General features: G+C 67.1%; 21 protein-coding genes. 11 read left to right on the forward strand and 10 right to left on the reverse strand.

Annotated elements, in window-relative coordinates; genetic code table 11:
* The first annotated feature begins 303 nt into the window (after positions 1–303).
* From ABID37_RS20255 to ABID37_RS20275, 5 genes are all read left to right on the forward strand, one after another.
* Positions 304–555, forward strand: coding sequence for a hypothetical protein (locus ABID37_RS20255; protein ID WP_354198069.1), 252 nt, complete (start codon positions 304–306; stop codon positions 553–555).
* A gap of 182 nt (positions 556–737) precedes the next feature.
* Positions 738–1,652, forward strand: a complete 915-nt coding sequence (locus tag ABID37_RS20260; RefSeq protein WP_354198071.1) for a DMT family transporter — start codon at positions 738–740, stop codon at positions 1,650–1,652.
* A gap of 5 nt (positions 1,653–1,657) precedes the next feature.
* Positions 1,658–2,152 (forward strand): GAF domain-containing protein, encoded by a 495-nt coding sequence (locus ABID37_RS20265; protein ID WP_354198073.1) that lies wholly within the window; start codon positions 1,658–1,660, stop codon positions 2,150–2,152.
* Complete coding sequence (locus ABID37_RS20270) at positions 2,152–3,474, forward strand: ActS/PrrB/RegB family redox-sensitive histidine kinase (RefSeq protein WP_354198075.1); 1,323 nt, start codon at positions 2,152–2,154, stop codon at positions 3,472–3,474. Before ABID37_RS20265 ends, ABID37_RS20270 begins: the two co-directional genes overlap by 1 nt.
* 149 nt (positions 3,475–3,623) lie before the next feature.
* Positions 3,624–4,187 carry an ActR/PrrA/RegA family redox response regulator transcription factor gene (locus tag ABID37_RS20275; RefSeq protein WP_354198077.1) on the forward strand — a complete coding sequence of 188 codons (564 nt, stop codon included), beginning with the start codon at positions 3,624–3,626 and terminating at the stop codon, positions 4,185–4,187.
* Positions 4,188–4,391: 204 nt separating this feature from the next.
* Here the strand turns inward: ABID37_RS20275 and ABID37_RS20280 are convergent, their stop codons facing one another.
* Together ABID37_RS20280 and cueR are read right to left on the reverse strand one after the other, a co-directional pair.
* Positions 4,392–4,892, reverse strand: coding sequence for an MmcB family DNA repair protein (locus ABID37_RS20280; protein ID WP_354198079.1), 501 nt, complete (start codon positions 4,890–4,892; stop codon positions 4,392–4,394).
* A gap of 86 nt (positions 4,893–4,978) precedes the next feature.
* A complete protein-coding gene (gene cueR, locus ABID37_RS20285) occupies positions 4,979–5,383 on the reverse strand; it encodes a Cu(I)-responsive transcriptional regulator (protein ID WP_354198081.1) in 405 nt (134 codons plus the stop codon).
* 207 nt (positions 5,384–5,590) lie between these two features.
* Here cueR and ABID37_RS20290 point away from each other — a divergent pair, with 207 nt between their 5' ends.
* The gene (locus tag ABID37_RS20290; RefSeq protein WP_354198083.1) at positions 5,591–6,205 is read left to right on the forward strand and encodes a L,D-transpeptidase; all 615 of its coding nucleotides are present in this window, start codon (positions 5,591–5,593) and stop codon (positions 6,203–6,205) included.
* A gap of 132 nt (positions 6,206–6,337) precedes the next feature.
* On the opposite strand, the gene ABID37_RS20295 is transcribed toward ABID37_RS20290, so the two are convergent.
* From ABID37_RS20295 to ABID37_RS20315, 5 genes are all read right to left on the reverse strand, one after another.
* Positions 6,338–6,907: a NifU family protein gene (locus ABID37_RS20295; RefSeq protein ID WP_354198085.1), complete on the reverse strand. Its 570-nt coding sequence runs from the start codon at positions 6,905–6,907 to the stop codon at positions 6,338–6,340.
* Between the two features lie 102 nt (positions 6,908–7,009).
* Positions 7,010–7,501 carry a universal stress protein gene (locus tag ABID37_RS20300; RefSeq protein ID WP_354198087.1) on the reverse strand — a complete coding sequence of 164 codons (492 nt, stop codon included), beginning with the start codon at positions 7,499–7,501 and terminating at the stop codon, positions 7,010–7,012.
* Between the two features lie 140 nt (positions 7,502–7,641).
* The gene (trpS, locus tag ABID37_RS20305) at positions 7,642–8,709 is read right to left on the reverse strand and encodes a tryptophan--tRNA ligase (protein WP_354198089.1); all 1,068 of its coding nucleotides are present in this window, start codon (positions 8,707–8,709) and stop codon (positions 7,642–7,644) included.
* A 171-nt stretch (positions 8,710–8,880) separates the two neighbouring features.
* The gene (gene murJ, locus ABID37_RS20310; RefSeq protein WP_354198091.1) at positions 8,881–10,470 is read right to left on the reverse strand and encodes a murein biosynthesis integral membrane protein MurJ; all 1,590 of its coding nucleotides are present in this window, start codon (positions 10,468–10,470) and stop codon (positions 8,881–8,883) included.
* Between the two features lie 217 nt (positions 10,471–10,687).
* Positions 10,688–13,483: a [protein-PII] uridylyltransferase gene (locus ABID37_RS20315; protein ID WP_354198093.1), complete on the reverse strand. Its 2,796-nt coding sequence runs from the start codon at positions 13,481–13,483 to the stop codon at positions 10,688–10,690.
* A gap of 183 nt (positions 13,484–13,666) precedes the next feature.
* Here ABID37_RS20315 and ABID37_RS20320 point away from each other — a divergent pair, with 183 nt between their 5' ends.
* The 3 genes from ABID37_RS20320 to ABID37_RS20330 all read left to right on the forward strand — a co-directional run bounded on the left by ABID37_RS20320 (position 13,667) and on the right by ABID37_RS20330 (position 17,529).
* The gene (locus tag ABID37_RS20320) at positions 13,667–16,201 is read left to right on the forward strand and encodes a heavy metal translocating P-type ATPase (protein ID WP_354198095.1); all 2,535 of its coding nucleotides are present in this window, start codon (positions 13,667–13,669) and stop codon (positions 16,199–16,201) included.
* Between the two features lie 32 nt (positions 16,202–16,233).
* Positions 16,234–16,623 carry a CopM family metallochaperone gene (copM, locus tag ABID37_RS20325; protein WP_354198097.1) on the forward strand — a complete coding sequence of 130 codons (390 nt, stop codon included), beginning with the start codon at positions 16,234–16,236 and terminating at the stop codon, positions 16,621–16,623.
* A gap of 66 nt (positions 16,624–16,689) precedes the next feature.
* Entirely contained in the window at positions 16,690–17,529 is an 840-nt protein-coding gene (locus ABID37_RS20330) for an aldo/keto reductase (RefSeq protein ID WP_354198099.1), read from the forward strand.
* Positions 17,530–17,710: 181 nt separating this feature from the next.
* On the opposite strand, the gene map is transcribed toward ABID37_RS20330, so the two are convergent.
* Together map and mutS are read right to left on the reverse strand one after the other, a co-directional pair.
* A complete protein-coding gene (map, locus tag ABID37_RS20335) occupies positions 17,711–18,460 on the reverse strand; it encodes a type I methionyl aminopeptidase (RefSeq protein WP_354198101.1) in 750 nt (249 codons plus the stop codon).
* A gap of 73 nt (positions 18,461–18,533) precedes the next feature.
* Positions 18,534–21,254, reverse strand: a complete 2,721-nt coding sequence (gene mutS, locus ABID37_RS20340) for a DNA mismatch repair protein MutS (RefSeq protein ID WP_435521604.1) — start codon at positions 21,252–21,254, stop codon at positions 18,534–18,536.
* A 135-nt stretch (positions 21,255–21,389) separates the two neighbouring features.
* Between mutS and ABID37_RS20345 the strand changes: the two genes are divergently transcribed.
* Together ABID37_RS20345 and ABID37_RS20350 are read left to right on the forward strand one after the other, a co-directional pair.
* Positions 21,390–23,669 carry an NADP-dependent malic enzyme gene (locus ABID37_RS20345; protein WP_354198103.1) on the forward strand — a complete coding sequence of 760 codons (2,280 nt, stop codon included), beginning with the start codon at positions 21,390–21,392 and terminating at the stop codon, positions 23,667–23,669.
* A gap of 228 nt (positions 23,670–23,897) precedes the next feature.
* Complete coding sequence (locus ABID37_RS20350) at positions 23,898–25,268, forward strand: dicarboxylate/amino acid:cation symporter (RefSeq protein ID WP_354198105.1); 1,371 nt, start codon at positions 23,898–23,900, stop codon at positions 25,266–25,268.
* Between the two features lie 75 nt (positions 25,269–25,343).
* Here ABID37_RS20350 and ABID37_RS20355 read toward each other — a convergent pair whose 3' ends face one another.
* On the reverse strand, positions 25,344–26,303 hold the full coding sequence (locus tag ABID37_RS20355) for a DUF1402 family protein (RefSeq protein WP_354198107.1): 960 nt from the start codon (positions 26,301–26,303) through the stop codon (positions 25,344–25,346).
* Positions 26,304–26,327: the final 24 nt, after the last annotated feature.

Here is a 26,327-nt window from a genome sequence, read left to right on the forward strand (position 1 = left end):
GCCGAGCAACGCCGCCGCAACGTCACCACAGCCCTCAAGGCCTACGCCGCCTTCGCAACAAGCGCAGACAAGGGCGCCGTCCGGAAACTGCCGGACTGACCCTCGACAGGCCCCTCTCCCTACAAGGGGAGGGGGAGCTTCGCCGCTGCCAGAAGCTTTGGCACCTGATGGCCGCCGCCGTCGGGTGGGGAGGTATTGCGCCGCACAAGTTTGTGAGACCCTCGCCGGTTGCATGGCATCTTGTCATCGCCGCATGCTGGTGTAGGAATCACGCACGGGCAGGGACCATTCGAGGATCTCGTCATGCTTCTCAGAACCACAGCCGTCATCGTCCTTGGCTTTCTGCTTTCCGGCTGCATGACGGCCGAGCAGCAGCGCGCCGCCGACGAGGAGAAATGCCGGTCCTACGGCTTCACGCGCAAGAACGACGCCTTTGCCGAATGCCTGCAGCGCATCGAACTGGACCGCCGCGCCGCCGCGCGCGAGACCCGCTACATCGACCCGTTCCCGCGCGTGGTCTACCGGCCGGTCTATGTGCCGGTGAGGGCGAAGTAAGGCCTGTCTCCCGAAGGCTGGAAGGGTTCGGGGCAGGAGCCGGAAGCCCGGCAAGCGGATCGGACAGGTCGTGACCGGCCTTGGCGGCGTTTGGCTGCGCCAACCGAATTTGCTCGCAAAATCTCCGTGGCACGGATAACAGCGCACTAACGGCCGCAACGGCCTCTCCAAGGAAATGCGCGATGTTTCGGCTGCCCGGACTCCTGACCCGCAACATGCTTGTGGCCGGCATCCTGTTGATGCTGGCCGGCGACTTCATGTTCGCGCTCAACGACGCCATGGGCAAATGGCTGGTGGCCAGTTTCTCGGTCGGGCAGGTGGTGTTCATCCGCTCGATCGGCGCCTTCGTCATCCTCGGCCCGATGATCGCCCGCCAGGGACCGGTGAAGCTGTTCCGTCTCGACCGGATCGGATTGCAGGTTGCGCGCGTCGTCGCCACGGCGCTGGACACGATTTTGTTCTACGCCGCCGTCGTGCATCTGCCGCTGGCCGACGTGATGAGCTTCTACATGGCCGGCCCGATCTACGTGGCGGCGCTGTCGCACATGTTCCTCGGCGAGAAGGTCGGCTGGCGGCGCTGGCTGGCGATCGTCATCGGCTTCTGCGGCGTGCTGGTCATGCTCAAGCCGTCCTCGGCGGCGCTGTCGGTGGAATCGCTCTACGCGCTGGTCGGCTCCGTCTCCTTCGCGGTCGCTATCGTGCTCAGCCGCCTGCTGCGCGGCACCAGCGACACCGCGCTGGTGACCTGGCAGACCGTGGGCGTCGGCCTTTGCGGAGCGGTGATGGCCATCGGCGACTGGCATGCCGCCTCGGCCGTCGACTACGGCGCCATGCTGCTTCTGGGCATCGTCTCGGGCGCCGCGCATCTGATGATCACCCGCGCGCTGAAGATGGCGCCGGCCTCGACGCTGGCGCCGCTGCATTACACGCTGCTTCTGTGGGCGGTGGTGTTCGGCGTCATCTTCTTCGGCGACGTGCCGGGGCCGCGCATCCTGATCGGCGCCGGCATTGTCGTCCTGGCCGGCCTGTTCATCTTCCATCGCCAGAACGTCAAGGATACGGTGCCGCCGGAGACCGTGCCGAAAGGGGTCAATTGAGCGCCATGTTTTCAGCAAGCCATATCGACAGCACAGACAAGCCCGGCTTCTACCGCGAGCTCGCCGCCCAGATGGAGGCGCTGCTTGCGGGCGAGAGCGATGCAATCGCCAACGCCGCCAACGCGTCCGCCCTGATCTTCCAGACCATGCCGCAACTGAACTGGGCCGGGTTCTACTTCCTGCGCACGCCGCAGGAGCTGGTCGTCGGCCCCTTCCAGGGCAAGCCCGCCTGTGTGCGCATCCCGGTGGGGCGCGGCGTGTGCGGCACCTCCGTCGCCGAGCGCCGCTCGATCCGCGTCGACGATGTCACCAAGGCCGAGAACCACATCTTCTGCGATCCGGATTCGCGCTCCGAACTGGTCGTGCCGCTGATTCGCGGCGGCGATGTCCTCGGCGTGCTCGACCTCGACAGTCCCGTTCCCGGCCGCTTCGATGCCGAGGACCAGGCCGGCGTCGAACGGCTGGCCGCCATCTATGTCGCCGCCGGCGCAGGTTCCTGATGATAAGGCTGAACGCTCCCGACCTGCGCCAGAGCCACAGGCTCCGCCTCAACACGCTGATCCGCCTGCGCTGGCTCGCCATATTCGGCCAGAGCGTGGCGGTGCTGTTCGTCGCCTACTGGCTGCAGTTCCCGCTGCCGGTCGGCCTGTGCTTCGCGCTGATCGCCGCCTCGGCGTGGATGAACCTGTGGCTGGCCTTCCGCTATCCGGCCGCGCACCGGCTGACCCCGCTGGCCGCCATGGGCCTGCTCACCTTCGATACGCTGCAACTCGCCGGCCTGCTCTACATGACCGGCGGCCTCACCAACCCGTTTTCTCTGCTGCTCATCGTGCCGGTCGTCGTCTCGGCCACCTCGCTGCCATTGAGGCTCACCGCCATCCAGGCGGTCCTGGTGATCGCCGTCGCCTCGCTGCTGGTTTTCGTTCACCGGCCGCTGCCGTGGATCGAGGGCACCACGCTGGTGATGCCCTTCGTCTATGTCGCCGGCATGTGGATGGCGGTGCTGTCGGCCACCGCCTTCGCTGCCATCTACGCCTTCCGAGTCGCCGACGAGGCGCGCCTGCTTTCCGATGCGCTGGCCGCCACCGAACTGGTGCTGCAGCGCGAGCAGCACCTGTCGGCGCTGGACGGGCTGGCGGCCGCCGCCGCGCATGAGCTGGGCACGCCGCTCGCCACCATCTCGCTGGTCGCCAGGGAGATGGAGAAGGCGCTCGGCAAGGACCCGAAATACAGCGACGACGTCACTCTGCTGCGCAGCCAGAGCGAGCGCTGCCGCGAAATCCTCAAGCGCCTGACCAGCCTGTCGTCGGAGGGCGAGCCGCAGCTTGCCCGGCTGCCGCTGACCTCGCTGGTCGAGGAGGTGACGGCGCCGCACCGCGACTTCGGCATCACCATCCGTCTCCAGCCGGGCACCTGCGTCGGGCCCGAGCCGGTCGGGCGCCGCAATCCGGGTGTCCTCTACGGGCTCGGCAATCTGGTCGAGAACGCGGTGGACTTCGCCCACACCAGCGTCAGCGTGCGCTGGAACTGGGACGAGAACGTCGTGTCGCTGTCCATCGTCGACGACGGCTCGGGCTTCCCCGTCGAGGTGCTCGACCGCATCGGCGAGCCCTATATGTCGACCCGGCAGGGCGCCGAGCCCGGCGGCGGGCTGGGGCTCGGCCTGTTCATCGCCAAGACGCTGCTGGAGCGCTCCGGCGCCACCATCAGCTTCGGCAATTCGAGCGGGCCGGGCGAGGGCGCCATGGTCAAGGTGCGGTGGCCGCGCAGCGCCTTCGTCTATGCCGAGGAGGGCGCCGCCTTGCCGCCGCGCAAGACATAGGGGCAGGCAAGACGTAGGGCAGGCGAGCAAATGCTTTTCCGTCCGCAGGGGCGGCAAAAAAATGCTCAAAAATTGGACAGCGGCGTCCAACACATATATTTCCGTGCAGGAACAGTTTGTCGCACGAAATTCGATTGGGGTTGAAGATCATGACCGGCGAAGATGGCAATGGCGGCGTGGTGACGGGCGACGATACCTCGCTCCTGCTCGTGGATGACGACAAGCCCTTCCTCACCCGTCTGGCACGGGCCATGGAAACGCGCGGCTTTACCGTCGAGACGGCCGAGAGCGTCGAGGAGGCGGTCGCCAAGGCGCGGGCCAATCCGCCCGCCTATGCGGTGGTCGACATGCGGCTGGGCGACGGCAACGGGCTCGACGTGGTGGCCGCCATCCGCGAGAAGCGCGAGGACACGCGCACCATCATCCTGACCGGCTACGGCAACATCGCCACGGCGGTGACCGCGGTGAAGCTCGGCGCGGTCGACTATCTGTCCAAGCCGGCCGATGCCGACGACGTGTTCGCGGCATTGACCCGTGCCTCGGGCGAGCGCGCCGCGCCGCCGGAAAACCCGATGTCGGCCGACCGCGTGCGCTGGGAGCACATCCAGCGCGTCTACGAAATGTGCGAGCGTAACGTGTCGGAGACGGCCCGCCGCCTCAACATGCATCGCCGCACCTTGCAGCGCATCCTCGCCAAGCGCGCGCCGCGGTAAAAAGGCAGAAGGGCAGTAAGGCAGTATGGGAATAGGGCAGTAGGGAAATAAGAGCTGGCTGAAATCGAGGGGCCGCGCTGGTCCCCGAAAAGCCCTTCCCACGGCCTGATGAACTTGTTGCTGTAGGGCTACGTCCTTATTTTCCTACTGCCCTACTGCCCTACTGCCCTACTGTCCTACTGTCCTACTGTCCTACTGCCCTTCCTATTCACTCTCTCCCTCCAGCGCCGGCACGGGCACGCCGGCAAGCTCGGCGGCGAGCAGGCGCGCCGCACCGGCGCGCGCCATGCGCAGCATCAGCGCCTTGCGGGTGGCGGCGGGCAGCCGGTGCTCGGGCGCCTCGCGCATGATCTCGGCGCCGTAGCCGTCGGACAGGATGAAACCGCAATCGGGCGGGAAGATCTCGGCCGGCACGCCCGGATGGGTGGCGAAGAACAGCCGGTCCGAATGCAGCCGGTAATCCGGCCATTTGCGGTCGACGCGGAAATCCTCGACCGAGGACTTGATCTCGATGATCCAGATGTCGCCCTGCCGGGTCAGCGCCACGAGGTCGGCGCGGCGACCGGTGGCCAGCGACAATTCGGGTAGCACATGCGCCCCCATCTCCATCAGAAGGCGCTGCACGCCGCGGCGCACGAGCATGGCCCGCTCGGACTGGCGGCCGTCGGCGAGAGGGTTGCGGGGAATCGGCGAAACGATGGGCATGGCCCAGTATCGCCGATTTTGTTCACGGTTTGAACCTGTTTTTGTGAGCTTGGTGCATCGCGAATGCCGGAAAGGGCAGGGGCCGCTCAGCCTGCCGCGTGTTCCTTGGTCCCCGCCATCTCTTCCAGGATCGGGCAGTCGGGGCGGTCGTCGCCGTGGCAGGCATGGATGAGCTTCTGCAGCGTGGCGCGCATCGATTGCAGCTCGCCGATCTTCTCCTCGATCGCCGTGACATGGCTGGAGGCGATGCGGTGTACATCGGCGCTGGCGCGCGAGCGGTCGCGGTAGAGCGCCATCAGCTGCCGGCAATCCTCGATCGAGAAGCCGAGATTGCGGGCCCGCTTGAGAAAGGCGAGGCGATGCACATCCTCGCCGGTGTAGTCGCGATAGCCATTGGCCGAGCGCTGCGGCGCGATCAACCCGATCTCCTCATAATAGCGGATGGTCTTGGCGGGGAGCCCGGTGCGGCGGGCGGCATCTCCGACATTCATGGATGCTGGCCTTTCGAAACGTTGATTTTCCTTCACATTCCCGTGAGCAACTGTTGCCCATTTGCAATAGTATGCAACTTACGCGCGGGTTGTGTCTGTCATATAGGCGCCGCCTGCTTGGCAAGCAAAGAAAAGCCGTCAATCAATACAGCGCCGAAGCCCGAGTCGGCTTCCACGAAGATTGGCGGGAGGGGGCAAGTCTTTTCGATGCGGATCAAAACGGTACTTGCGGCCCTTGCGCTCAGCGCGTCCCTTGCCGGGTGCAGCACCATCGGCACCACGCCGATGTTCTCCAACAGCTACGGCGCGGTGACCGATGCGGGCTACAGCCTGCCGCGCATTCCCATCGACAAGGTGCAGAAGAAGTACCACCGCCAGGTCGTCCGCTACGACACCAAGGAAAAGCCGGGCACCATCGTCGTCGATACCGGCGAGAAGTTCCTCTATCTGGTGATGGAAGACGGCAAGGCCATGCGCTACGGCATCGGCGTCGGCCGCGAGGGCTTCGAATGGCGCGGCACGGCGCGCGTCGCCATGAAGCGCGAATGGCCGACCTGGACGCCGCCCGCGCAGATGATCAAGCGCCAGCCGGAACTGGCCAAATATGCCGGCGGCATGGAGCCGGGGCTCAACAACCCGCTCGGCGCGCGCGCGCTCTACCTGTTCAACAAGGGTGGCGACACCGGATACCGGCTGCACGGCACGCCGGAGTGGAACTCGATCGGCAAGGCGATGTCGTCGGGCTGCATCCGCCTCATCAACCAGGACATCATCGACCTCTACAACCGCGCCGAAAGCGGCGCCAAGGTGATCGTGCTCTGAAACCGCGGGCTCTGCCCGAAAGAAGTTTGCATGCGGACCGTCTCGGCAACACGGACGTCCCAAACGAAGAACCGGGCCAAAAGCCCGGTTTTTTGTTGTTTTGAAGAGGGTCGGGGACGGCGTGGCGCCCGCTCAGGCGATCTGCTCGACCTGTTGCACTTCCGGCACGAAATGGCGCAGCAGGTTCTGGATGCCGTGCTTGAGCGTCGCCGTGGACGACGGGCAGCCGGCGCAAGAGCCCTTCATGTGCAGGAAGACGACGCCGTTCTCGTAGCCGCGGAAGGTGATGTCGCCGCCATCCTGGGCGACGGCGGGGCGCACGCGGGTGTCGAGCAGCTCCTTGATGGTGAGCACGATCTCCTCGTCCTCCTTGTCGTAGAACTCCTCGGTCTCGCTGCTTTCGGGAGCGGGACCGGCGCCGGCCATGACCGGCTGGTTCGACATGAAGTGCTCCATGATGGTGCCGAGGATGGCTGGCTTCAGATGCTGCCAGTCGGCGCCGTCCTTGGAGACGGTGATGAAGTCGTAGCCGAAGAACACGCCGGTGACGCCGGGAATGTCGAAAAGGCGCCCGGCCAGCGGTGAAGCGGTGCGCGCCGTCTCGGCATCGCGGAAATCCGCCGTGCCCTCGCGCAGCACCTCGCGGCCGGGCAGGAATTTCAGCGTGGCGGGGTTAGGGGTCGCCTCGGTCTGGATGAACATGGCCGTCTCCATGGCCGTTCCGGCCGTTGGGAAAATATCTTCTCTAGATAGTCCCGCAGCCCTTGCCGTTCAAGCCGTGCCGGCCATGGCGGACGATTGGACTCAGGCGAGGCTTTCGATGTCCTCGTCCGAAAGGCTCTGCGGGATGACCGTCACCGGAATGGGGAAGGCCGCGCCCTTGCCGACCACGGAGGCGACCAGCGGCCCGGGCCCTTCCTTGCCGGACCCCGCGGCCAGGACCAGTATGGCGATGTCCTGGTCTTCCTCGATCAGCTTGTGGATTTCCTCCACGCGGCTGCCCTCGCGCACCACCAGCTCGGGCTCGATGCCGAATCTCTGGCGCACGCGGGTGGCCTGCGCGTCGAGCGCGGCGTGCGCGGCGGCCGTCGCCTCCTCGCGCATGATCTTCTCGACGCCCAGCCATTGCTGGAAATCTTCCGTTTCGATCACATAGAGCAGCACCAGCACGCCATTGGTGCTTTGCATGCGGATCGAGGCGTAGGTGACCGCCCGTTCCGATTCGGGGGTTTCGTCGATGATCGCCAGGAACTTGCGGCGATGGCCAGCTTCCCGGCTGAGACGTTTGGATACCATATGCGTGATCTGCCCTGCTGGCTTGTGATCTGGCATCGGAACAACCGGCAACCGAGGATGCTTCCCGGTCCGGTGCTCCAACCGGCGCAATCTGCCACCGGCCGAAGCCGGCGGCAAGAGCGCAGCGACCCGGCCCGGCGTCAGTCCTGCAACAGGCCGATGATGTCGCGCACCGCGCGCATGGTCTGCTCGGCCAGCGCGCCGGCACGCTCGCCGCCATCCTTCAGCACGGCGTCGATATGGCCGGGATCGGCCACCAGCCGGCGCATCTCCCCGGCGACGGGGGCGAGCTTGTCGACCGCCAGATCGGCCAGCGCCGGCTTGAAGGCGGAGAACTGCTGGCCGCCGAATTCCTTCAGCACCGCCTCGCGGCTGGTTTCGGCAAGGCCGGCATAGATGCCGACGAGGTTGTCGGCTTCCGGCCGCCCGGCAAGGCCCTCGACGTCGCCCGGCAGCGGCTCGGGGTCGGTCTTGGCCTTCTTGATCTTCTTCGAGATGGCGTCGGCATCGTCGGTGAGGTTGATGCGCGACAGGTCGGAGGGGTCCGACTTCGACATCTTCTTGGAGCCGTCGCGCAGGCTCATGACGCGCGTCGCCGGCCCGCCGATCACCGGTTCGGTGAGGGGGAAGAAGCCGTTGACGGTCTCGTCGCCCATCTGCATCTCCACGCCCAGCCCCAGCTCGGCGATGCGGCCGGAGAAGTCGTTGTTGAACTTCTGGGCGATGTCGCGGGTCAGTTCCAGATGCTGCTTCTGGTCGTCGCCCACCGGCACATGGGTGGCGCGGTAGACGAGGATGTCGGCCGCCATCAGGCTCGGATAGGCGAGCAGGCCGAGCGAGGCGTTCTCGCGGTCCTTGCCGGCCTTGTCCTTGAACTGCGTCATCCGGTTCATCCAGCCGATGCGCGCCACGCAGTTGAAGATCCAGGCCAGCTCCGCATGCTGCATGACGCGGGACTGGTTGAAGACGATGTGCTTCTTCGGGTCGATGCCGGCGGCGAGGAAGGCGGCGGTAATCGAGCGCGTTTGCGAGGCGAGGTCGTCATGGACGAGTTGGGCGGTCAGCGAATGCAGGTCGACCACGCAGTAGATGCAGTCGGAGGTCTCCTGCAGGGCGACGAATTTGCGGATGGCGCCGAGATAGTTGCCGAGATGCAGGTTGCCGGTCGGCTGGACCCCGGAAAAGACGAGTGGCTTGAAGGCGGTCATGATGTCTTCCTGGCTTGTGGAGGGCCGTTCGAGCATGACCCCCGCAAGCGTTCGGCTTTCGGACGGAATCATGCGGCCGGAAACCCCGCGTGGCGAAATTCACCGACGCGGGCTTATGGACGATGGCCCCCGCACAATCAAGGGGTGGCCATCAAGGGGACATGTGCGCCGTCACTCTTCCATGCTGGCCGCAGCGGCCTGTCCGCGCCTGATGTTGCGGCGGATCATGGCGATGTCGGTCCCGCCCGTCGCGAAGGCGAGCACGAAATAGAGCAGCGCCCCCGCCCCGCACAGCAGCGCCAGCGCCGTCGCCTGCGACAGCACCGGGGCGGAAGAGGCCAGCCACGGCGCCAGCCAGATCGCGCCGCCGTAAAGGGCTCCGCCCATCAGCGCCGAGGACAGCACCAGCCGGGGAATGCGCCGCATCAGCGGCGCGTCATGGCCCCAGTGGCCGCGCCGGACCAGAACGGCGAGCAGCATCAGGGCGTTGACCCAGCCGGCGATCGCCGAGGCCACCGCGATGCCCGGCGCGCCCATGCGGGGGAACAGCATCAGCGCCGTGGCGATGTTGACGGCCACCGAAATGGCGGCGAACACCATCGGCGTCTTGGTGTCCTCGCGGGCGAAATAGCCGGGTGTGAAGGCCTTGATGAGCACGAAGGCGGGCAGGCCGAGGCCGAATATGGCAAGGATCGCCGAGACCGTGGAGGTGGCGCCGCTGGCGGCGAATTCGCCGCGTTCGTAGAGCAGGCGCACGATCGGCTCCGAAATCGCCAGCAGCGCGGCGGCGGCGGGCAGGGTGAGGAACAGCGTGAACTCGACCGAGCGGTTCTGGAGGCTGGCGGCCTCGACCAGATTGCCGGCCTTCAGCGCCCGCGACAGTTCGGGCAGCAGCACGATGGCCACCGCGATGCCGACCACGCCGAGCGGAAGCTGGTAGACGCGGTCGGCGAGCGCCAGCGACGACACCGCGCTGGCCTGCGTGGAGGCGATGGCCGTGCCGATCAGCGTGTTGATCTGGGTGATGCCGCCGGTGATCGCCGCCGGCAGCGCCAGCCACAGAAGCCGCTTCACATTGGGCGTCAGGCGCGGCCGCTTGAAGCCGATGGAAATGCCGGCATGGCGGGCCGCGATCCAGACGATGGCCAGTTGCACGACGCCTGCCGCCATCACGCCCCAGGCCATGGCATAGCCGACGCTGAGGCCGTCGGCGCCCTTGTACCAGGCATGGCCGAGCACGGCGATCAGGATCACGTTGAGGAAGACGGGGGCGATCGCCGCGGCGAAATAGCGGCGCAGGGAATTGAGCATGCCGGCCATCATCGCCGCCAGCGACATGCACATCAGATAGGGGAACATGATGGTGGCGAGCGCGACGGTGAGGCCGTATTTCTGCGGGTCGCCGGCAAAGCCGGGCGCGATGATGGTGCGCACCAGAAGCGGCATGGCCAGTTCCATGACGATGGTCAGCGCGATCAGCACCGAGAACAGCACGCCGAACACCTCCTCGGAGAAGCGGCGCGCCCCGTCGATGCCGCCGGCCTCGATCTCCTTGGCGAACAGCGGCACGAAGGCGGTGTTGAAGGCGCCCTCGGCGAACAGGCGCCGGAAGGTGTTGGGGAACTGGAAGGCGGCATAGAAGGCGTCGGCCACCGGGCCGGTGCCGAGCGCGGCGGCCATCAGCATCTCGCGGGTGAAGCCGAGCACGCGGCTCATCAGCGTACCGGAGGCGACCGTCGCGAATTTTTTGACGAGGCTCAACTGACTAACGCTCCTGCAACGCGGCTACCGTCATCCCGGAACGCCGGAAGGCGAAGCCTGGAGGCATATCCGGGATCCATTCCGTGACGTGGCCAGATACCGGCATGGATCCCGGCTCTGCCCTCGCTTCGCTCGGTTGGCCGGGATGACGCGGAGTCTGGGAAACGGTTCTTCCCGCAAGGGAACGAGACGCAAATGACTGCAACGGCATCGTCACCTATTCCGCCGCCGAGCGGGGCTTGTAAAGCTCGCCGAACCCCGCGCCCTCCAGCACCTCGACCAGGCGTTTTCGGATGGCGGCGATGCGGACCGGGTTCTCGACCTTCTGCCCGGTCAGATCGGTGACATAGAAGGTGTCGATGACCTTTTCGCCGAAGGTGGTGATGTGGGCCGAGGCGATGTCGAGCGACAGGTCGGACAGCGCCCCTGTGATCTCCGACAGCAGGCCCGGCCGGTCCAGCCCCTCGACCTCGATGACGGAGAAGCGGTGGGAGAGCGTGTTGCGGATTTCGGCGCGGGGCGCGATGGTGAAGGCCTTGGAACTGCGCCTGCCCTTGCTGCGCTTGGCGATCACCTCAGGCAGCCAGCTCCGTCCCGCAAGCACGTCCTCGATCAGTGTGCCGACGCGCTCGGCGCGCCGCCGCTCGTCCTCGTCGAGGTCGAATTCGCGGTTGATCAAAATGGTGTCGAGGGCGCGCCCGTCGGCCGTGGTGAAGATCTGCGCGTCGACGATGTTGGCGCCGGCGGCGGCGCAGGCGCCGGCAATCACCGACAGCAGGCGGGGGTGGTCCTGCGCCAGCACGGTGATCTCGGTCACCGCCTCGAATTCATGCGTGCGCACCATGGTGTCGAGCTTGCGGCCGGCGGCATCGGCGGCCCGCACGAACTCGGCATGGCGAAGCTGGTCGGCAGGATCGACGGTGAGCAGGTAGTTCGGATAGAGCAGCCCGACATAGGCGGTGCGTGCCTCTTCCGTCCAGCCGGACAGGGCCTGGAGGAGCTGGTCGCGCGCCTCGTCGGCGCGCTCCGAGCGCGACATTTCCGAGAAGCCGCCGGTGAGAAGCAGTTCGGTCTCGTAATAGAGCGTGCGCAGGAGCTGGCCCTTCCAGCCGTTCCACACGCCGGGGCCGACGCCGCGGATGTCGCATACGGTCAGGATGAGCAGAAGCTTCAGCCGCTCCACCGACTGCACCACCGCGGCGAAGTCCTCGATGGTCTTGCGGTCGTTGAGGTCGCGCGTCTGCGCCGTCATCGACATCAGCAGATGATTCTCGACCAGCCAGGAGACGGTCTCGGTGTCGGCCGCCGACAGACCCATATGGGGGCAGATGCGCCGCGCGATGCGTGCCCCGGCTGTGGAATGGTCCTCCGGCCGCCCCTTGGCGATGTCGTGCAGCAGCACCGCGACATAGAGCGCGTCGCGGCTCTTGGAGAGGCCGGGCATCAGCGAATGCGAAAGCGGATGCATGCGGGCATCGTCGCCGCGCTCGATCTCGGCCAGCACGCCCACGCAGCGGATCAGGTGCTCGTCCACCGTGTAGTGGTGGTACATGTTGAACTGCATCATGGCGACGATCTTGCCGAAATCGGGGATCAGCCGCCCGAGCAGCCCCGCTTCGTTCATGCGCCTGAGATTGAGTTCGGCGTAGCGGTCCGAGGTCAGAATGTCGAGGAACAGCCGGTTGGCCTCGGCGTCGCGGCGCAGCGCCTTGTCGACGAGGCGCAGCGAGCGCGTCACCAGCTTCAGCGCATCCGGGTGGAATTCCAGCCCGTGGCGGTCGGCGAACCAGAACAGGCGCAGCAGATTGACCGGGTCGCGCTCGAACACCTTGTCGTCGGCCACGCTGAGGCGGTGGTTGTCGACGACGAAATCGCTGCTGCCGGCCAGCTTTCGGCGCCGCCGGGTGAAACCGGCGAACATGCCGGCCATGCCAGGAACCTGCTTGGCCTGCTCCTCCTCAAGCCCGGCGCAGAAGATGCGGGTGAGATCGCCGACATCCTTGGCGATCAGGAAATAGTGTTTCATGAAGCGCTCGACCGCCGACAGGCCCGGATGGCTGGTGTAGCCGAGGCGCTCGGCGATGTCGCGCTGGATGTCGAAATGCAGCCGCTCCTCGGCCTTGCCGGTGAGGAAATGCATCTGGCAGCGCACCGCCCACAGGAAATCCTCGGATTTCAGGAACAGCCTGTATTCGCTTTGGGTGAACACGCCCTTGCCGACCAGTTCGGCGCCGCTGCGCACCCGGTAGTAGTATTTGCCGATCCAGAACAGCGTGTGCAGGTCGCGCAGGCCGCCCTTGCCGTCCTTGACGTTGGGCTCGACCAGATAGCGGCTTTCGCCGGCCTTGGCGTGGCGCACGTCGCGCTCGGCCAGCTTGGCCTGGGCGAATTCGGCCCCGGTGGCCGCCACCACCTCGCGGTCGAAGCGCGCCATCAGCTCGCGGCTCAGCGCCTCCTCGCCGCACAGGAAGCGGCTTTCCAGCAGCGAGGTGCGGATGGTCATGTCGGCGAACGACAGGCGGATGCATTCGTCGATGTTGCGGGTGGCGTGGCCGACCTTCAGCCCCATGTCCCACAGCATGTAGAGCATGTATTCGGCAATCTGCTCGCTCCACGGCGTCTGCTTGTAGGGCAACAGGAACAGGAGGTCGATGTCGGAGCCCGGCGCCAGCGTGCCGCGCCCGTATCCGCCCACCGCCACCACCGCCATGCGCTCGGCGGTCGAGGGATTGTCGGCCGGATAGACGCGGGTCGCGGTGAATTCGTAGAGCGCCCGCACGATCTCATCCATGACATGCGAGAGCCGGCGCGCGCAGGCCGCGCCGCCGCCGTCCTGCCGCAGTAATTCCTCGGCGATGCGCAGCCCCTCCTTGCGCCGCCGCTTGAGCAGCGCAAGCACGGCGTTGCGGGTCTCGGAAGCGCCGGCGGCCTGTTCGCCGGCCAGCACCGCCAGTTCGCCGCGCAGTGCGGCGCCGTCGATGAGTTCGTCCAGCCTGAGCGCGATCCTGGCCATGCGTGCCGGCTTTTCCCGTGGTTCGGAGCCGCGTCTATAGCCTGTTTCCGGTGAAAACGGTATGGGCTTGCCGCCGCCCATGCCGGCCTGCCCGTTATCGATCAGCGATGCCTCAAGAAGGGCCCTTGACCTTCCAGTGACTGGAAGCCCTATCTCGGGGAAAAGCAGTTAAACGAGGCTGTCATGGCACACGACCACCATAACCACACTCACGGCCACACCCCCCACCACGGGCATGGGAGCGGCGGCTCCTGCTGTTCCGGCGCCACCGCCCTGGCCGACACGGCGGAAGTGGTGCGCGATCCCGTCTGCGGCATGACGGTCGATCCCGAAGCGGGCAAGCCGAGCCTCGTCCATGACGGCCACACCTATCACTTCTGCTGCGAAAGCTGCCGTACCAAGTTCGCGGCCGACCCGGACGCCTGCATCACCGCAAAAGACCCGGTGTGCGGCATGAAGGTGGACCGTGCCAGCGCCCGCCATTTCCTGCGCCATCAGGGCGAGAGGCATTATTTCTGCTCGGCGCGCTGCCTGGAAAAATTCGAGGCCGAGCCCGAAAAATATCTCGGCGACCGCCCGGCGCCCGAGCCGATGCCGGCCGGCACCCAGTACACCTGCCCGATGCATCCCGAGATCGTCCAGGACGGCCCCGGCGACTGCCCGCTCTGCGGCATGGCGCTGGAGCCGATGGGCGTGCCGACCGGCGAGGAAGGCCCGAACCCCGAGCTGGTCGATTTCACCCGCCGCTTCTGGGTCAGCGTCGCGCTGGCGCTGCCGCTGGTGGTCATCTCCATGGGGCCGATGGTCGGCCTGCCGGTGCGCGACTGGCTGGGCGAACGGGTGGCCGTGTGGGCCGAATTCGCGCTGGCCACGCCTGTGGTGCTGTGGGCGGCGTTTCCGTTCTTCAAGCGCGGCTGGGCCTCGATCCTCAACCGCAGCCCCAACATGTGGACGCTGATCTCCATCGGCGTGGCGGCGGCCTATCTCTACAGCGTCGTGGCGACGCTGTTCCCCGGCCTGTTCCCGCATGAGGTGCGCGGCCACGGCGATTCGGTGCCGGTCTATTTCGAGGCGTCCGCCGTCATCATCGCGCTGGTCTTCCTCGGCCAGGTGCTGGAACTGAAGGCGCGCGAGAAGACCGGCTCGGCCATCCGCGCCCTGCTTGATCTCGCGCCCAAGACCGCGCGGCTGATCGGCGCCGACGGCTCCGAGCGCGACGTGCCGCTGGCCGAGGTCAGGACGGGCGAGCGGCTGCGCATCCGTCCCGGCGAATCGGTGCCGGTCGACGGCATCGTCGAACAGGGCCGCTCCACCGTCGACGAATCGATGATCACCGGCGAGCCCATCCCGGTCGAGAAGGGCGAGGGCGACAGCCTGATCGGCGGCACGCTGAACCGCAACGGCACGCTGGTCATGCGGGCCGAGAAGGTGGGCTCCGAAACCACCCTGTCGCGCATCGTGGAGCTGGTCGCCAAGGCGCAGCGCAGCCGCGCGCCGATCCAGAGTCTTGCCGACCGCGTGTCGGCCTGGTTCGTGCCGACCGTGGTGCTGATCGCCATCCTCGCCTTCATCGGCTGGATGACCTTCGGGCCCGAGCCGCGCCTCGTCTTCGCCATCGTCTCGGCGGTGTCGGTGCTCATCATCGCCTGCCCCTGTGCGCTGGGCCTGGCGACGCCGATGTCGATCATGACCGCCACCGGGCGCGGGGCGCAGGCCGGCGTGCTGATCCGCGAGGCGGCCGCGCTGGAGCGGCTGGCTGCCGTCGACACGCTGATCGTCGACAAGACGGGAACGCTGACCGAGGGCCGGCCGGAGCTGACCGATGTCCGCGCCGAGGACGGCTTCGACGAGAACGAGGTGCTGGCGCTGGCCGCGGCAATCGAGCAGGGCTCCGAGCATCCGCTGGCCGAGGCCATCGTCGCCGGCGCCAAGGCGCGTGGGCTGTCTCTCCCGGCTGCCGGCGATTTCGAGGCGGTCAACGGCAAGGGCGTGTCCGGCACGGCCGACGGGCACAAGCTGGTGCTCGGCAATGCGCTGTTCATGCAGGAGCACGGCATCGACGCCACGCTCATCTCGCAGCATGCGGGTGAACTGCGCGAGAACGGGCGCTCGGCCATCCTCGTCGCCATCGATGGCAAGCCGGCGGGCGTGGTGGCGGTTTCGGACCCGATCAAGCCGACCGCGGCGGAGGCGCTGCGCGAGCTGACGCGTTCGGGCATGCGCATCGTCATGGCGACCGGAGACAATGAGCGCACGGCGAAGGCGATTGCCGCCAATCTCGGCATTGCCGAGGTGCGGGCCGGCATGCTGCCGGAGGCCAAGGCCGATCTTGTCGCGGAGCTGAAGGGCAAGGGCGCGGTGGTGGCCATGGCCGGCGACGGCATCAACGATGCGCCCGCCCTTGCCGCCGCCGATGTCGGCATCGCCATGGGCACCGGTGCCGACGTGGCACTGGAAAGCGCCGGTATCACGCTGGTCAAGGGCGACCTCACCGGCATCGTGCGGGCGCGCCATCTGGCGGAAAAGACGCTGTCCAACATAAGGCAGAACCTGTTCTTCGCCTTCCTCTACAACGCGCTCGGCGTGCCGGTGGCGGCCGGCGTGCTCTATCCGATCACCGGCACGCTGCTGTCGCCGATGCTGGCCGCGGCCGCCATGAGCCTGTCGTCGGTCTCGGTGATCGCCAATGCGCTCCGGCTGCGGGCGGTGAAACTCTGAAGGCGGGCAGCGGGGCACCACACAGGAGAACCATGACGATGTGCAGGAAAATGAAGATCGCCGCCGTTGCCGCCGCTCTCGCTGTCGGCCTCGGCAGCTCCCAGCTCGCCTTGGCGCAGGACGACCACAGCGGCCACGGCGCGCCGGCGGCGGCCACGGAAAGCGCTTCCATTGCCGGCTACAAGGCGGCCATGGACAAGATGCATGCCGCCACGGCGGCGATGGACTACAGCGGCGACGCCGATGTCGATTTCGCCCGCGGCATGATCCCCCATCATCAGGCGGCCATCGACATGGCCAGGGTGGTGCTGGAGCACGGCAAGGACCCGGAGATGCGCAAGCTGGCCGAGGAGGTCATCACCGCGCAGGAAGCCGAGATCCGGCAGATGCAGGAGTGGCTGGAGGCGCATCCGGTGCAGTAGGGCCGGCAAAAAATTGCCTCCCTTGCCGATCCGCGTCATCATGGCCTGATTCCCGTCAGCCGGAGGATGCCGATGCCGATCAGAACCACCGCCTTGCCGTGCGGCGAGCCCGTGCCCGTCTTCGGGCTCGGCACATGGATGATGGGCGAGCGCAAGGAAAGCTTCGCCGACGAGGTGGCGGCGCTGCGGCTCGGCCTCGATCTCGGCGCGACGCTGATCGACACGGCCGAGATGTACGCGGATGCCGAACTGGTGGTGGGCGAGGCGGTAAAAGGGCGGCGCGACGGCCTGTTCATCGTCTCCAAGGTGCTGCCCTCCAACGCCTCGCACGCCGGCACCGTGGCCGCCTGCGAGCGCAGCCTGAAGCGGCTCGGCACCGACCGCATCGACCTTTTCCTGCTGCACTGGCGCGGCGGCGTGCCGCTCGCCGAGACGGTGGAGGCGTTCGAGGCGCTGAAGGCGGCCGGCAAGATCCGCCACTGGGGCGTCTCCAATTTCGACACCGACGACATGGAAAAACTGTCGGCGCTGCCCGCCGGCGGCAACTGCCAGAGCAACCAGGTGCTCTACAACCTGACCCGGCGCGGCATCGAGTTCGACCTCCTGCCATGGAGCCGCGAGCGCTCCATGCCCGTCATGGCCTATTCGCCGATCGAGCAGGGCGCGCTGGCCGGCAACCGCGCCCTCCAGGCCGTCGCCGACCGCCATGGCGCGAGCCTGGCCCAGATCGCGCTGGCCTGGGTGATGCGAGGGGACGGCGTCATCGCCATCCCCAAGGCGGTGAGGCCGGAGCATGTGCGCCAGAACATCGCCGCCGCGGACATTTCGCTGACGCAGGACGATCTCGCCGCGCTCGACCGCGCCTTCGCGCCGCCCTCGCGCAAGCGGCCGCTGGAGATGATCTAAGATCATTTCCGGTTCAGGCGGGCCTGCCCCTCATCCCCCTGCCGGGAGCCTCTCCCCGCGCGCGGGGAGAAGGATGCCGTCCGCAACGCCGATCTCCTCCTTCTCCCGTCTGCGGGGAGAGAGGCTATTTTTGTCGAACTGACAGGTTCCGACCCTGTGCAGGCAAGGTCGGGACGGGACCTCAGCCCGGCAGGGTCACCACCACCGGCCCGCCGCGCGTGGCGACGACAGTATGTTCATATTGCACGGTCGGTGCGTGCGGTTCGCTGTAGAGCGTCCAGTCGTCGCCGCCGCCCTCCGCCCATTCCGCGCCCAGCGACAGGAACGGCTCGACCGTGAAGACGAGGCCGTCATTCATGATGCGGCGCTCCGAACGGTCCGGCCATGTCGAGATGGAAGACGGCTCCTCGTGCAGCGAGCGGCCGACGCCGTGGCTGGCGAGGTTGCGCACCAGCGTATAGCGGTTCTTGTCGGCAAAGGCGCCGATCGCCCGGCCGATGCCGGAAAGCGGCTTGTCCGCCCCCACCTGCGCGATTCCCGTCCACATGGCCCGCTTGCCGTCCCGGCACAGCCGCTCGATCGGGCGCGACACCGGCGGCACGGTGAACGACGCGCCGGTGTCGGCGAAGAAGCCGTTCTTTTCCGCCGACACGTCGATATTGACGAGGTCGCCCTTCTCGATGCGGCGGTTGCCGGGAATGCCGTGGGCGATCTCCTCGTTGACGCTGATGCAGGTTGCACCGGGAAAGCCATAGGCAAGCTCCGGCCCGGAGCGGGCGCCGGCCTGTTCCAGCAGCCTGCGGCCGAATGCGTCCAGCTCGGCCGTCGTCATGCCCGGCTCGATGGCGCCGCCCATCGCCTTGAGCGTATCGGCGACGATGCGGCCGATCTCCTGGAGAGCGTCGAATTCGTCCTCGTTCGAAATGGTCATCGGCCTTGTTGCCCCGCTTTTCCGGTCACCCGCAGATAGACCGCGCGCGCCGCCGTCGCAAGCCGAGGCCGGTTCAGCCGGATGCCAGCCCCTTCAGCCGATAGATCGCCTCCAGCGCCTCGCGCGGCGTCATCTCGTCGGGATGCAAGCCGGCCAGCGTCTCGGTGAGCGCGTCGGAGCGCGGCGCGGGCTTGGGTGGCTCGCGCTTCACGGCCGCCGAGAACAGCGGCAGATCGTCGATCAGCCGCTCGGCCTTGCCCGAAACCTCGCCCGCCTCGAGCTGGTGCAGCACCTCGCGGGCGCGCGCCACCACGGCCTCCGGCAGGCCGGCGAGGCGCGCGACCTGCACGCCGTAGCTGCGGTCGGCCGCGCCCTTGCCCACCTCGTGCAGGAAGACGACGTCGCCCTCCCATTCCTTGACCCGCATGGTGACGTTGTGAAGGCGTGTGAGCTTTTCGGCCAGCGCCGTCATCTCATGGAAATGGGTGGCGAAGATCGCCCGGCAGCGGTTCTGCTCGTGCAGATATTCCACCGCCGCCCAGGCGATGGAAAGCCCGTCGAAGGTGGCGGTGCCGCGCCCGATCTCGTCGAGGATCACCAGCGAGCGCTCGCCGGCTTGGTTGAGGATCGCCGCCGTCTCCACCATCTCGACCATGAAGGTCGAGCGCCCGCGCGCCAGGTCGTCGGAAGCGCCGACGCGGGAGAACAGCCGGTCGACCACGCCGATACGGGCCTTTGCGGCCGGCACGAAGGAGCCGGTCTGGGCGAGGATGGCGATCAGCGCGTTCTGGCGCAGGAAGGTCGACTTGCCGCCCATATTGGGGCCGGTCAGCAGCCAGATCGCTCCGTTCTTGCCGTCGCCCTCGGGCGACAGGTCGCAATCATTGGCGACGAACGGGCCTTCCCCGGAACGGCGCAGCGCCTGCTCCACCACCGGATGGCGGCCGCCCTCGATCTCGAAGGCAAGGCTTGCATCGACCTGCGGCCGGCACCAGTCCTCGCGCTCGGCCAGCAGCGCCAGCGCCGCAGATACGTCGAGCACGGCAAGCGCTTCGGCCCCGGCGCGGATCGCTTCCGCCTCGGCAACGGCTTCCTTCACCAGCGCCTCGAACACGGCCAGTTCGATGCTCAGCGCCCTTGCGGCGGCATTGGCGATCTTGCTCTCCAGACCCGCCAGTTCGGTCGTGGTGAAGCGCATGGCGTTGGCCATGGTCTGGCGATGGATGAAGCGCGCCTTGGCCGCGTCCGTGCCGGTCATTGCCGCCTGATGGTTGGCGGTCACCTCGATATAGTAGCCGAGCACATTGTTGTGCCGGATCTTGAGCGAGCGGATGCCGGTTTCCTCGGCCAAGTCGCGCTCCATGCCGGCGATGACCCGGCGGGATTCGGTCGCCAGCGCCCGCATCTCGTCGAGTTCGGCGTCGTAGCCGGCGCGCACGAAGCCGCCGTCGCGCCGGATCAGCGGCAACTCGTCGCCCAGCGCCCGTTCCAGATGCTGCGCCAGCGTAGACGGCAACGCGGCGATGGCCTGCAACGCATCCCTGATCTCGGCCGACGGCTCGGCCGTGGCGAACAGGCCGGCAATCGAAGCCGCCGCCGACAGGCCGGAACGCAGCGCCCCGAGGTCGCGCGGGCCGCCGCGGTTGAGGGCCAGCCGCGACAGGGCGCGGGGCATGTCGGCCACGCCCTTCAGCGCAAGGCGCACCGCTTCGCCGAGGCGCGGCTCGGTACGGAAGAAGGAAACCGAATCGAGCCGCGCGGCGATCGCGGCAGGGTCGGTCAGCGGCGCGGTCAGCCGTTCTGCCAGCAGGCGCGCGCCGCCGCCGGTCACCGTGCGGTCGATGGCCTTGAACAGCGAGCCTTCGCGATTGCCGGAGAGCGTGCGCAGCAGCTCCAGATTGGCGCGCGTCGCCGGATCGATGAACAGCGTGGTGCCGCTTTCCTCGCGCTCGGGGCGCGACAGCGGCGGCCGTTCCGCCTTCTGCGTCTTCTCGACATAGGCGATGATGCCGGAAATGGCCGACAACTCGGCGCGGCCGAACGTGCCGAAGCTGTCCGGCGTCGCCACCTCGAAGAAGCGGGCGATGCGGGCCGGCGCGGAGGTGGAATCGAACAGGCTGGAGGGCTGCGGATTGGCCACCCGCCCGAGCACGTCGAACACGGGCTTGAGATCGGGATCGTAGAACACCGGCTCGGCCACGATCAGCTCGCGCGGATCGACGCGCAATATGTCGGCGAGCAGCCGGTCCTGGGAGGTTTCGGCCACCCGGAATGCGCCGGTCGAAATGTCGATCCAGGCGAGCGCCCAGGCCTGGTCGGCGGCCCCCTTCACCCGGCCGAGCGCCATCAGGAAACTGGCTTCCGCCGGTGCCAGCAGCTTGTCCTCGGTGATGGTGCCGGGCGTCACCAGCCGGATCACGTCGCGCCGCACCACCGATTTGGAGCCGCGCTTCTTCGCCTCGGCCGGATCCTCGATCTGCTCGCAGACGGCGACGCGGAAGCCGAGCGCGATCAGCTTTTGCAGATAGTCGTCGGCGGCATGCACCGGCACGCCGCACATGGGGATGTCGTGGCCCTGATGCTTGCCGCGCTTCGTCAGCACGATGCCCAGCGCCTGCGCGGCCACCTCCGCATCGTCGAAGAACAGCTCGTAGAAATCGCCCATGCGATAGAACAGCAGCGAATCCGGGTTCGCCGCCTTGATCTCGAGATACTGTTCCATCATCGGCGTGGCGCCGGCTGCTGCCGCCGGCGTTTTCACGCTGTCGGGAGGCGTGGGAGATGCGTCGTTCAAGAAACTGTTTCCAAAATTTCTGTAAGCATTGGCTTGGCGCTTTACGGTCGTGAAGTGTAGCCTTAATTGCGCAAACTCCACAAAAACAAGCCGCGGCCCGGACAAGCGCGGCGCCGGTGAGGAAAACTTTAGCACATGCCCAGCAAGACAGAGAACGCAAGCCCCTCAGTCAGTCCGGAGGAGGCGCTGGAATTCCACGCGCGGGGCCGCCCCGGCAAGCTGGAAGTTGTGCCGACCAAGCCGATGGCCACGCAGCGCGACCTGTCGCTCGCCTATTCGCCGGGCGTCGCCGTGCCGGTGCAGGCTATTGCAGAGGACCCCAGCCGCGCCTTCGACTACACCAGCCGCGGCAACATGGTGGCGGTGATTTCCAACGGCACCGCCATTCTCGGCCTCGGCAATCTCGGCGCGCTCGCCTCCAAGCCGGTGATGGAAGGCAAGGCGGTGCTGTTCAAGCGCTTCGCCGACGTCGATTCCATCGACCTGGAAGTCGACACCGAGGACGCCGACGAGTTCATCAATTGCGTGAAGTTCCTCGGCCCCTCGTTCGGTGGCATCAATCTGGAGGACATCAAGGCGCCGGAATGCTTCATCATCGAGCAGCGGCTGCGCGAATTGATGGACATTCCCGTCTTCCATGACGACCAGCACGGCACCGCCATCATCGCCGCCGCCGGCCTCATCAACGCGCTGGAGATCACCGGCCGCGACATGAAGACGACCAGGCTGGTCTGCAACGGCGCGGGCTCGGCCGGCATCGCCTGCATCGAGCTGATCAAGTCGATGGGCTTCTCGCCGGAGAACGTCCTTCTGTGCGACACCAAGGGCGTCGTCTACCAGGGCCGCGAGGAGGGCATGAACCAGTGGAAGTCGGCCCATGCGGTGAAGACCGACGCGCGCACGCTGGCCGACGCCATGGAGGGCGCCGACGTGTTCTTCGGCCTTTCCGCCAAGGGAGCGCTGACGCCGGCCATGGTCCAGTCCATGGCCAGGAACCCGATCATCTTCGCCATGGCCAATCCCGATCCGGAGATCACCCCGCAGGAAGTGGCCGAGATCCGCACCGACGCCATCATGGCGACCGGCCGGTCGGACTTTCCGAACCAGGTCAACAACGTGCTGGGCTTCCCCTACATCTTCCGCGGCGCGCTCGACGTGCAGGCCACCACCATCAATGACGACATGAAGATCGCCGCCGCCCATGCGCTGGCCGATCTGGCGCGCAAGGACGTGCCCGACGACGTCGCCGCCGCCTATCAGGGCAACCGCCCGAAATTCGGGGCCAACTACATCATTCCGGTGCCGTTCGACCCGCGCCTGATTTCCGCCATTCCGCTGGCGGTGGCCAAGGCTGCGATGGAAACCGGCGTGGCGCGCCGGCCGATCGTCAATCTGGAGCGCTACGCGCAGGAGCTTTCGGCCCGCCGCGACCCGATCGCCTCGACCTTGCAGCGCATCTACGACCGCGTGCGGCGCCAGCCCAAGCGCATCGTCTTCGCAGAGGGCGAGGAGGAGCAGGTCATGCGCGCCGCCGTCTCCTACGTCAATCAGGGGTTGGGCACCGCCATCCTGCTCGGCCGCGACGACATCATCAAGGAAAACGCCCGCCATGCCGGCATCGACCTCCACAAGCCCGGCATCGAGGTGATCAATGCGCGCCTGTCGCGCCGCAACGCGGTCTATGCCGACTACCTCTACGAGCGCATGCAGCGCAAGGGCTACCTGTTCCGCGACTGCCAGCGGCTGATCAACAACGACCGCAACCACTTCGCCGCCTGCATGGTGGCGCTGGGCGATGCCGACGGCATCGTCACCGGCGTCACCCGCAACTATTCGACGGCGCTGGAGGATGTGCGCCGCGTCATCGACGCCAAGCCCGGCCATTGCGTCATCGGCGCCTCCATCGTGCTGGCGCGCGGCCGCACGGTGATCGTCGCCGACACGGCCGTGCACGACATGCCCAATGCCGAGCAGATCGCCGACATCGCCGAGGAGGCGGCCAGCTTCGCGCGCCGCATGGGCTACGAGCCGCGCGTGGCTATGCTCGCCTATTCCACCTTCGGCCACCCGCAGGGCGAGCGCTCGGAGCGCATCCAGGAGGCGGTGAAGATCCTCGACAAGCGCCGCGTCGATTTCGAGTATGACGGCGAGATGGCCGCCGACGTGGCGCTCAACCCGGCCGCCATGCAGCAATATCCGTTCATGCGCCTGAACGGGCCGGCCAATGTGCTGGTCATGCCGGCCTTCCACTCGGCCTCCATCGCCACCAAGATGCTGCAGGAGCTGGGCGGCTCCACCGTCATCGGCCCGCTGCTGGTCGGCCTCAACAAGCCGGTGCAGATCGTGTCGCTCAACGCCAAGGACAGCGACATCGTCAACATGGCGGCGATCGCGGCCTTCTCCGCCGGCACCTGAACCGTTTCGGGCGGTCCCGCCTCCGGAGCCGCCCGATTTCAGGCAGGAAATTCTCCTGGATGAGAATCTGGTTTCCCGTGAATCGATTTCATGGGAAATAATTTTCTGGTTTTCCGGTCCGGCCAAAATTTCATCTGGTGAAAGCGGCCGCCGCGCGTTGTAAATTCCGGCCAATCTCGTAGCGGCGCGCCCGTGGCTGACGTGGCGCGCCTGAAAGAAGGTCCGGACATGTCCTCCTCTCCCCAAGCTGCCTCGCGCCCCGCGCGTGCGCCCAAACCCCTTTACGCCTCCTTCGGCTTCCAGGTTCTCGTCGCCATGGTGGTCGGCCTGGTGCTCGGCTACGTCGCCCGCCAGATGGGTCCCGACGCCGCCGGCAACGCCAACTGGCTGACGGTGACGCTGGCGACCATCGGCTCGTCCTTCGTCTCGCTGCTGAGGGCGCTGGTGCCGGTGCTGGTCTTCACGGCCATCGTCGCCTCCATCGCCAACCTGCGGGAGCTGAACAACGCCGCCCGGCTGGTCTGGCAGACGCTGTTGTGGTTCGCCGCCACCGCGCTGATCGCCGTCGTCATCGGCATCGCGCTCGGCCTCATCCTGCAGCCCGGCCTGCACACCGCGGTGACGGAAAGTGCTGCGCGCGCGCCGTCGTCCACCGGAAGCTGGCTCGATTTCCTCAAGGGCCTGATCCCGTCCAACATCCTCGGCCTCACCGCCTCCACCAGGATCACCGACGGCGCTGCCTCGACCAGCCTCGGCTTCAACGTGCTGCAGATCCTGGTGATCTCCATTGCCGTGGGTGTGGCGGCGCTGCGCGTCGGCCCCGCCGCCGATCCCTTCCTTGCCTTCAACCGCTCGTTCCTGAAGGTGGTGCACAAGCTGTTGTGGTGGGTCATCCGCCTCACGCCCATCGGCACCATCGGCCTTCTGGGCAATGCGGTCGCCGTCTATGGCTGGGATGCGCTGGCGCAGCTCGGCTGGTACTCGGCCGCCATCTACATCGGACTGGCGCTGGTGCTGTTCGTGGTCTACCCGGTGCTGCTCGGCGCCAACGGGCTGAACCCGCTGCGCTTCTTCCAGGGCGCCTGGCCGGCGATCCAGCTCGCCTTCGTGTCGCGTTCGTCGATCGGCACCCTGCCGCTGACCGAGCAGGTGACCGAGAACAATCTCGGCGTGCCGCGCGAATATGCGGCCTTCGCCGTGCCGCTCGGCGCCACCACCAAGATGGACGGCTGCGCCTCGATCTATCCGGCGATCTCGGCCATCTTCGTCGCCCAGTTCTTCGGCATCGACCTCGCCATCCAGGACTACCTGCTGATCGTCTTCGTGTCGGTCATCGGCTCGGCCGCCACCGCCGGCCTTACCGGCGCCACGGTGATGCTGACCCTGACGCTGTCGACGCTCGGCCTGCCGCTGGAGGGCGTCGGCCTGCTGCTCGCCGTCGATCCGATCCTCGACATGGGCCGCACGGCCGTCAACGTCGCCGGCCAGGCGCTGGTGCCGACCATCGTCGCCAAGCGGCAGGGCATCCTCGACGAAAACGCCTACAATCGGGGCGAGATCGTCGAGCCGGACGACGGCCAGCTCGCGCCGGCCGAATAAGTCCGGCAAGACTTCAGGTAAAGAAAAGCCGGAGCGGTGTCGCCGCTCCGGCTTTTGTCGTCCGGGCCGGATCGCTCAGAACAGGGCCTTCAGCTCGTCCAGCTTGTCGTTGACCAGCCAGCCGTAATAGTTTTCCTGCGGCAGCTTCGGCGCCTCGCCCGCCGCCTTGCGGCGCGCATTCTCGGCCTTCAGCGCCTGTGCCCGGCCTTCTGGGTCGCCGACATTGTAGAGCGTGGCGGTGAGGCCGGGGTTGCCGGAAATGTCGAAGCCGGCGATCTGCCTGTAGGCATCGATGGAATGGCGGATCGTCGCCGCCACATAGGGCAGGGTCAGGTCCGGGTCCATGATGGTCTTGTAGACCTGGTTGGGGTCGCCCACGTCGAGCTTCGGCAGGCCCGAAACCTTGTGCACCATGTCGCTCATCTGCAAGGCGGTGAGCGGGTTGAGCTGGCCGAGGCCGAAGGTCTGGCCGGCATAGAGCGGCTGGAAGAAGGTGGCGCCGAAGCGGTCGTTGGGATAGCCGGTGCCGTCGACCGACCTGCCGCGGAACGACCTGTTCCACACCCGCTCGCGGCACTGCCACAGCCCGTAGCTGTCGGCCTTGTCGTCGCAGCCGTCGAATTCGGCCCGCTGCACGAAGTCCGACACGTCCTCGCCCTTGTAGGAGAAGGTCAGCCGGTTGGAGAGGTAGGAGATCGCCTTGACGTAGTAGGTCTGCAGCCGGTCATAGGCGTCGACATTGTAGGTGTGCTCGCCGACGATGGCGCCGACCATGTGGATCGGCTCGATGCCATAGGCGGCGGAGACCTTCGCGATCTTGCCGCGCAGCGCCGCGTCGTTCTTCAGCAGCGCGTAGATCTTGCGGTACTTGCCCTGGAAGGTGGTGCTCAGCGCCTGGGTGCGTCGCGTCGAGGCGCCCGGAACGGGCGGCTGCTCGACCGAGCGGTTGCCGGGCGGCACCGGCGTGGCGGCCTGCGCAGGCAGGGCGACAGCCGCCGCCAGCAGGCCGAGAACGACGGAAGTGACTTTCTTCATGTGGTGCTGCCCGAGGATGGATGC

The organism is Aquamicrobium terrae (assembly GCF_040545735.1).
Taxonomy (GTDB): domain Bacteria; phylum Pseudomonadota; class Alphaproteobacteria; order Rhizobiales; family Rhizobiaceae; genus Mesorhizobium; species Mesorhizobium terrae_A.